The organism is Pseudomonas quasicaspiana, assembly GCF_021147825.1.
Taxonomy (GTDB): domain Bacteria; phylum Pseudomonadota; class Gammaproteobacteria; order Pseudomonadales; family Pseudomonadaceae; genus Aquipseudomonas; species Aquipseudomonas quasicaspiana.
Genome location: NZ_JAGTPI010000003.1, coordinates 200,817 through 207,183 on the forward strand (window position 1 = coordinate 200,817; position 6,367 = coordinate 207,183).

Annotated in this window: 9 protein-coding genes; all 9 read left to right on the plus strand. The window is 59.6% G+C overall.

The features are described from left to right. The first annotated feature begins 8 nt into the window (after positions 1 to 8). The 9 genes from sctJ to KDX30_RS04275 all read left to right on the plus strand — a co-directional run bounded on the left by sctJ (position 9) and on the right by KDX30_RS04275 (position 5,784). Positions 9 to 839 carry a type III secretion system inner membrane ring lipoprotein SctJ gene (gene sctJ / locus KDX30_RS04235; RefSeq protein ID WP_122704556.1) on the plus strand — a complete coding sequence of 277 codons (831 nt, stop codon included), beginning with the start codon at positions 9 to 11 and terminating at the stop codon, positions 837 to 839. After that, positions 836 to 1,402 carry a hypothetical protein gene (locus KDX30_RS04240; RefSeq protein ID WP_099267424.1) on the plus strand — a complete coding sequence of 189 codons (567 nt, stop codon included), beginning with the start codon at positions 836 to 838 and terminating at the stop codon, positions 1,400 to 1,402. The genes sctJ and KDX30_RS04240 overlap by 4 nt, the downstream gene beginning before the upstream one ends. Then, positions 1,374 to 1,946, plus strand: a complete 573-nt coding sequence (gene sctL / locus KDX30_RS04245; RefSeq protein WP_099267423.1) for a type III secretion system stator protein SctL — start codon at positions 1,374 to 1,376, stop codon at positions 1,944 to 1,946. The genes KDX30_RS04240 and sctL overlap by 29 nt, the downstream gene beginning before the upstream one ends. Before the next feature lie 78 nt (positions 1,947 to 2,024). Further along, the gene (locus tag KDX30_RS04250; protein ID WP_049827156.1) at positions 2,025 to 2,246 is read left to right on the plus strand and encodes a hypothetical protein; all 222 of its coding nucleotides are present in this window, start codon (positions 2,025 to 2,027) and stop codon (positions 2,244 to 2,246) included. Next, entirely contained in the window at positions 2,233 to 2,676 is a 444-nt protein-coding gene (locus KDX30_RS04255; RefSeq protein WP_231675050.1) for a hypothetical protein, read from the plus strand. Before KDX30_RS04250 ends, KDX30_RS04255 begins: the two co-directional genes overlap by 14 nt. Positions 2,677 to 2,698: 22 nt before the next feature. Continuing rightward, positions 2,699 to 4,777: a type III secretion system outer membrane ring subunit SctC gene (gene sctC / locus KDX30_RS04260; protein WP_373562186.1), complete on the plus strand. Its 2,079-nt coding sequence runs from the start codon at positions 2,699 to 2,701 to the stop codon at positions 4,775 to 4,777. Beyond that, entirely contained in the window at positions 4,774 to 4,977 is a 204-nt protein-coding gene (gene hrpT, locus KDX30_RS04265; protein WP_027902348.1) for an HrpT family type III secretion system protein, read from the plus strand. Before sctC ends, hrpT begins: the two co-directional genes overlap by 4 nt. A gap of 4 nt (positions 4,978 to 4,981) precedes the next feature. Next, positions 4,982 to 5,347, plus strand: coding sequence for a type III secretion protein HrpV (locus tag KDX30_RS04270; protein WP_099267422.1), 366 nt, complete (start codon positions 4,982 to 4,984; stop codon positions 5,345 to 5,347). A 50-nt stretch (positions 5,348 to 5,397) separates the two neighbouring features. After that, complete coding sequence (locus KDX30_RS04275; RefSeq protein ID WP_027902350.1) at positions 5,398 to 5,784, plus strand: CesT family type III secretion system chaperone; 387 nt, start codon at positions 5,398 to 5,400, stop codon at positions 5,782 to 5,784. The last annotated feature ends 583 nt before the right edge of the window (positions 5,785 to 6,367 follow it).

A 6,367-nucleotide genomic window follows, 5' to 3' on the forward strand; every position in this document is an offset into this window, starting at 1 on the left:
GTGGGCTGATGAGGCATTTTCTGCAATACCTGAGCCTGATCGGGCTGGCGCTGATGCTGGGCGCTTGCGGTGATCAGATAGAACTGCACGGCAAGCTTTCTGAAAACGATGCCAATGATGTGATCGCCGAGTTGTCGAGCAAGAACATCGACGCCAGCAAGCGCAGCAACAAAGAAGGGGTCAGCGTTCTGCTGTCCGCCTCGGACATCAATCGAGCGGTGCGGGTGTTGGAGGCGGCGGGTCTGCCACGGCGCACGCGCACTAATCTGGGTGAAATCTTCAAGAAGGAAGGGGTGATCTCCACGCCTCTTGAAGAGCGCGCGCGTTATATCTATGCATTGTCACAAGAGCTGGAGTCGACGCTGTCGCAGATTGATGGCGTCATTGTCGCTCGCGTACACGTGGTGCTTCCAGAGCGAGTAGCGCCCGGCGAACCGGTACAGCCAGCCTCGGCAGCCGTGTTCATCAAACATGCTGCGAGCCTTGATCCAGATACCGTGTTGCCGCGAATCCGGCGGATGGTTGCCAGCAGTATTCCCGGCATGGCAGCGGCGGTGGATAACACCGAGAAACTGTCGGTGGTCTTCGTCAACGCACGTGCCTATCAAGAGGAGCAGGTTCTGGTTCATTACGGACCGTTCATGGTGCCAGAGCAGGAAGTCGACGCTCTCAAAGGCATGATGCTGGGTGGCGCGTTGGGGATTTTCTTTTTATTCGCGGGTTTGATTCTGTGGCTACGCCCGGCGTTACGCCAAAAATTGCTTGAGCTGGTGGGCATGCGTTCGGCACCCAGGGCGCCAGGTACCGCTGTTGGCCGGTTTGACGAGCGCGGGGCATGAGTCCGGCACTGGGGCAGCAGTGGCTGCAATGGTGGGCTCGGCCCTGGCAATGGGCTGACGCCAGTTGGTCTGAAGTGATCAGCGAACGACATTTGAGCGATGCCCAGTTTGCCTGGCTATCAGCGGTGCATCCTGATCGTCTGGGCGCTGCGTTCGGTGTTCAGGCCAGCAGCCCGTCGCGCCCGGACTCGATGATCGTCAGCTTGCTCGAAGCCGGCGAACATCGGGAGTCATTGCTCGCTGTTGTCGAGCATCTGTGCACGGCGCGGGCAACGCGACAGCTGCCGGATGAAAGTCTGCGGCCCTGGTGTCGCAGCGTGGCCAAGGCGTTACGGCCGGGCAGTTGGTTGCCTGACGAGCCTGTCGACCCTTTGCAATTGCTGGCTCAATGGCGCGGCGAAGCGCAATGGCAGCGGCTAAGGCTGCTTTGGCCGCGGGCAGTCGCAACCACCGTAACCGCATCACCCTGCGCCGAGCCCAAGCGTCTGGATATGCTCTGGCGCGCCGCGTTGCAACGTGTCTTGGAGGAACCTGATGTTCATTCGTCGCACGCTCAGTTTTGATGCTCCGCAGCCTGGCGTTGCCGAGCCATTGCTGCGCCGCGAATATTTCAGCGATGTGGTGCTCGCCAGTGAGCACCTTGCGCGTGCTCATATACAAGCAGAGGCTTTGCTCGCCGATGCACGGGCTCAGGGCGAGCAACTGCTGGCCGATGCTCAAGCGCAATTCTGGGATCGCGCCAATGCCATGCTGGAAGGCTGGGAGGCCGAACGGCAGGCTCAGCGTGAGGCGTTGGTCGAGCAGGCCCGGAGCCTGTTAAGCGAGACGCTGGCCAGTCTGCTGGGCACGCTGTCCGATGAAGAACGCGCATTGGCTCTGGTGCGCCAGATTGCCCAGAGCCAGACCCGTCCGGTGCGCGCCACATTGCGTTGCTCCGTGGACCTTCATGAATCGGTCGACGCTTGGTTGCAACAACAACCGCACACGCACTGGCAGCTCGAACGCGACACCGGCCTCGCTCCCGGTACGCTCTGGCTGAGCACTGAAAGCGGCGATTTCAGCCTCGACTGGGAACGGCTGCGTGAGCGCATTCTTGACCTCGCGTGATCAATCTCATCAGTGACGGAACCGTTCTGTCCGGCGTGACCACTCATCGATAGTCATCCCATTTCGAGAGAGCACGCCATGTCAACCAATGCCCTGGAAAGACGACTGGACAACAACTACGACCGAGCCAGCCGCAACTACGAATACGCGAGCGAAGCTGCCGCCGACGATCCTAGTGTCGAGAACATGCAGGCCATTTTCGAGGAAACCATGAACACCACTTCGGCCAACTTCGCGCTGACTCAAGCCTTGAGCGCGAAGCACGGCATGACCAAGTCGGTGCTCGATGGCTTCCAGTGAGTTGTACACCCAGCTAGAAGCCTGCCGCCGCGAGGCTGGCGGGCTTTTCGAATGCTGGGTGGACGGCGCCAGCATCCAGGTGCAAAACCGCGAAGGCGGCTTCTTCTGTCGTGTCGCACTGCCTGGGCGCATGGGCACACACAATGATCAGCTCGCCCCCCTGTTGCGCCTGGTCGAAGCCAGCCTGATGGGGGAAGACCCGATTGCCCTGGCTTATGACCGTCATAAGCAACGTGCCTGCCTGGTGCGTTGGTTGCCCCCCGATGTCGACACTGCGGCACTGGTCGCCACCGTTGAAAACCTGGCCAACCAGCAAGCCGCCTGGACGCTGGTACTCGCCGAACAGGCCCCGCGCAAAACGGCAGGCCGGCCCGCCATGCCCGCGTCGCTGGGTCTGGGACTTTTGCACAGAGGATTGATGAATGGGTAAAACTGCCTGGACCTGCCTGCCGTTGATGGCCGCGATGCTCTGGGCCACGCCCACGTTTGCCGTCGTACCGGAACAATGGCGCGACACCCCGTATGCCTATGACGCCAAGAATGCGCCGTTGACGCAGGTCCTCAAGGACTTCGCCGAGAGTTTCGGCGTCAGTCTGGAGATGGAAGACATCAGCGGCACCGTCAACGGGCGGATGCGCAGCGAAAGCCCGGAGGCGTTTCTTGACCGCCTCGCGCTGGAGCATCAATTTCAGTGGTTCGTTTATAACAACAGCCTGTACATCAGTCCGCTTGATCAACAGCAATCCAAGCGTATCGAGGTGGATGAAAAGTCAGTCGATGACCTCAGTCAGGCGTTGACCGACGTCGGCTTGCTCGATCCGCGCTTCGGCTGGGGCGCTTTGCCCGAGCAGGGCGTGGTGCTGGTGCGGGGTCCGCGTCGTTACGTCGAATTGATCGAAGACTTCAGCAAAAAGCAGCAAAGCCGCGATGAAAAGCAGGAAGTCATCTATTTGCCGCTGCGCTACGCGAACGCTGCCGACCGACCGATCAAGTACCGCGGCGAAAGCCTGAAAGTCGATGGCGTTGCCACGCTGCTGCGAAACCTGCTGGAACGTCGCTCCTCAATGGGCGGCGGGCTGACCTCTGATGCCCTGCGCACCGGCACGTTGCCCTTGGCAGGCATGGGTGGCATGAGCACGGGTTTCGGCGCCGATGCGAGTAATTTTCCGCAGCTGTTCGACGACTCAGTTGCCAGCAATTTCAGCGGCAAGAATTATGTGGCACCTACCGAGGGCGAGCGGCGCTCCTCGCGCTCACGCAATCACATCAGGGTCGAGGCGGACGTGCGCAACAACGCCGTGCTGATCTACGACGATCCCGAGCGGCGTTCGATCTACAAGGATCTGGTGGAGGAGCTGGACAAGCCTCGTAACGTGATCGAGATCGACGCCATCATTGTCGACGTTGACCGCAACTCGATGGATGAGTTGTCCAGCAACTGGGGGTTGAGCGCCGGTAACTTCAGCGGCGGCGCGAGCATTGCCGAGAACGGCCGCAGCTCGACAATGTATGTTCAGGATCGGGACAAATTTTTCCTGGGCCTGCGCGCACTGGAAGGCAAAGGCTCGGCGACGATCATTGGCAATCCTTCGGTGCTGACCCTGGAAAACCAGCCTGCGGTCATCGACTTCAGCCAGACCGAAATTCTTGAAGCTATCGGTGAGCGGGTCGCAAACTTCCAGCCGCTGACAGCGGGCACCAGCCTGCAGGTTATTCCGCGTTCTATCACGGCTTCCGGTGCCAAGGATCAGATGATTCAGATGGTCGTCGATATCGAGGACGGGCAGATCCAGGAATCCAATATCCGAGCCGAGCAGCCTTCGGTGCGCCGTGGCAACGTCAGCACCCAGGCGGTCATTGCCGAGAAGGCCTCGCTGGTGGTGGGCGGTTTTCATGTCTATGAAAACAACGAGCGTCGCAAGAAAGTGCCTTATCTGAGCGCGATCCCGATCATTGGCAAGTTGCTGTTCACGGCCAGCGAGCGCAGTGAGTCCAACCGCGAACGCTTGTTCATCCTGACGCCGCGCCTGATTGGTGACCAGGTGAACCCGATGCGCTACGTCGACTACGCCAACCCCAACCATGTGCAGGATCGTCTGGACAAGATCAAAAAGCGCCGCGAAGGCACCGAGCGACCGAACCGCACAGTGGTCACCAAGGCCTTGAGCGCGATGATTCAGGGGACTTTGCCTGCGGGCTTTACCGCCGCTGCCATACCGCTGCGTCCCGAGACGTTGTGCGACGGCAATCCTGACCTGCAACTCGATCCACGCCGTGCGCAATGGTATGCCGGTGATGCAGGGTTTGGCGTCGCTGTCGCGCTGGTGCGCAACACGTCCGATACGCCACAACGCGTTGATGAGGCCAGCTGTGGAGGTCGTTATGCGGTCGGCGTTAGCGTCTGGCCGAGTGCCTGGGTGCCGCCGGGTGGAGAGGCCGAGGTGTTCATTGCTTTGCGTCCACCCAAAGTCAACAGCGGCGCGCCGCAACGTCGTTCATTGCTCACTACTGTGGAGGTCAGCCAGCCATGAAAGCTGTCTTGCTCGCTTTGACCGTGATGTTGTTGGCCGGTTGCTCTTCCTTTGGCCACCGCGGGTGCGCCAAAGAGGCGTGTGACCGGCCTGTTTCCAACGACCGTGAGGTCGTTATCTGGTGGCCATCGGATATGCGCGACGGCCTCGGCCTGGGGGATGAACAGGCCGAATTCACTCGAGTGCCCTTGGAGGATTAACCCTATGCCCGCTCGTAATACTGACAAGGCGCAATTTTACGCCGAGGTGGTGGCAGGACGCCCTGCTATCTGGGAAATAGCTGCTGGCGTAGCCTTTTGCACACGTCGCGAATGCCTGGACTGGGGCCTGGCCCTGCAGGTTGACTGGCACAGTCTTGGACCTTCGCAGTTAGGTGATGCGCTGGAGCGTCGTTTCGATGACCCGGAGCGTTACAACGATTACTTTCTGTTCCTGGATTCTCGCCGCGATTTCGTGGTCTGGCATTGTTTGCCGGGCGAACTGGACAGTGCCGCGCTGGATGAAATCAGCGCTCATCAGTTGCAGCTCATGGGGCTCGAGCACTTGGGCGAAGGTCTGGCGCGTCATTGACACGCGCCATGTCCGGCAAAGCAGATTTTCATTGATAAGGAGCAGAACCCATGACCACACCTCATGCCGACCGTTTGCTGGCGGCGCTGGCCGCGCAGGCTGGCAGTGAACTGGTATTCAAGGATGGCCTCTGTGCGCTGGCTGACGAGCAGGGTCAGGAACTGGCTAATATTGAAGTTCCGGCACCGGGTGATGTTGCGTTCGTCCATGCCCGGATTGATCTTGATCAGACGCAGCGTGGCATCCACGAACGCTTGCTGCAGCTGAATTTCAAGCCTGACCAGTTGGGCGGTTGCTGGTTGGCTCTGGATGCGCAGAACACGGTTCGTCTATGTGCTCAGCAGGATCTCAGTGTGCTCAATGAGTTGAGCTTCAGTCAGTGGATCATGGGGTTCGCTGACCGGCTGGCTACTTTGCGTCGTGTGTTGGTGCGCTGACCCCGCTGCATCCCTTCCATAGGTATGTACACATCTTTTCCATGTCGGGATTTTTTGTGTACATATCCGTTAGCGCGTTAATGGCTTGTATTGGTTGCGCCCTTACGGCGCCTCACTTTTGAGAGCCCAAAAGTAAGCAAAAGGCTCTTGCCCCATCACTTGGCACCTCGCTGGTGCTCGGTGTACCCGCCCGCAGATCCTGAACCGTGGGCCGCCGCAATGGGCCATCCATGGCCCGGTGCGGCTAACCCGGCGTCCTGCCGGGTTGCCCCCGCTTCAGAATCTGCGGGCGGCCGGCGTGATTTAACGGGGCGCCTCAGATCAAAATCAAAAGCGCGGCGGCCTGACAGCCGACCTGGTTGTTTGAACTTACCGGCCTACCTTCGACTAAGCGTTGTCGCTCGACAAGCACGAATCTTGTGGGAGCGAGGCTTGCCCGCGATACAGGCGCCTCGGTCAGTCAGATACACTCGCGTTATCGTTCATCGCGGGCAAGCCTCGCTCCTATCAAAAAAAATATAACTATCTGATTTGGAATGCTTTTTACTGTAGGAGTGAGCTTGCTCGCGATAGCTCCAGTACA

Bases quoted from the DNA above. Each gene is read 5' to 3' on its own strand.
- hrpT (WP_027902348.1), top strand. From the start codon at position 4,774: ATGAAAGCTGTCTTGCTCGCTTTGACCGTGATGTTGTTGGCCGGTTGC.
- sctJ (WP_122704556.1), top strand. From the start codon at position 9: ATGAGGCATTTTCTGCAATACCTGAGCCTGATCGGGCTGGCGCTGATG.
- KDX30_RS04275 (WP_027902350.1), top strand. From the start codon at position 5,398: ATGACCACACCTCATGCCGACCGTTTGCTGGCGGCGCTGGCCGCGCAG.
- KDX30_RS04250 (WP_049827156.1), top strand. From the start codon at position 2,025: ATGTCAACCAATGCCCTGGAAAGACGACTGGACAACAACTACGACCGA.
- KDX30_RS04270 (WP_099267422.1), top strand. From the start codon at position 4,982: ATGCCCGCTCGTAATACTGACAAGGCGCAATTTTACGCCGAGGTGGTG.
- sctL (WP_099267423.1), top strand. From the start codon at position 1,374: ATGTTCATTCGTCGCACGCTCAGTTTTGATGCTCCGCAGCCTGGCGTT.
- KDX30_RS04255 (WP_231675050.1), top strand. From the start codon at position 2,233: ATGGCTTCCAGTGAGTTGTACACCCAGCTAGAAGCCTGCCGCCGCGAG.
- KDX30_RS04240 (WP_099267424.1), top strand. From the start codon at position 836: ATGAGTCCGGCACTGGGGCAGCAGTGGCTGCAATGGTGGGCTCGGCCC.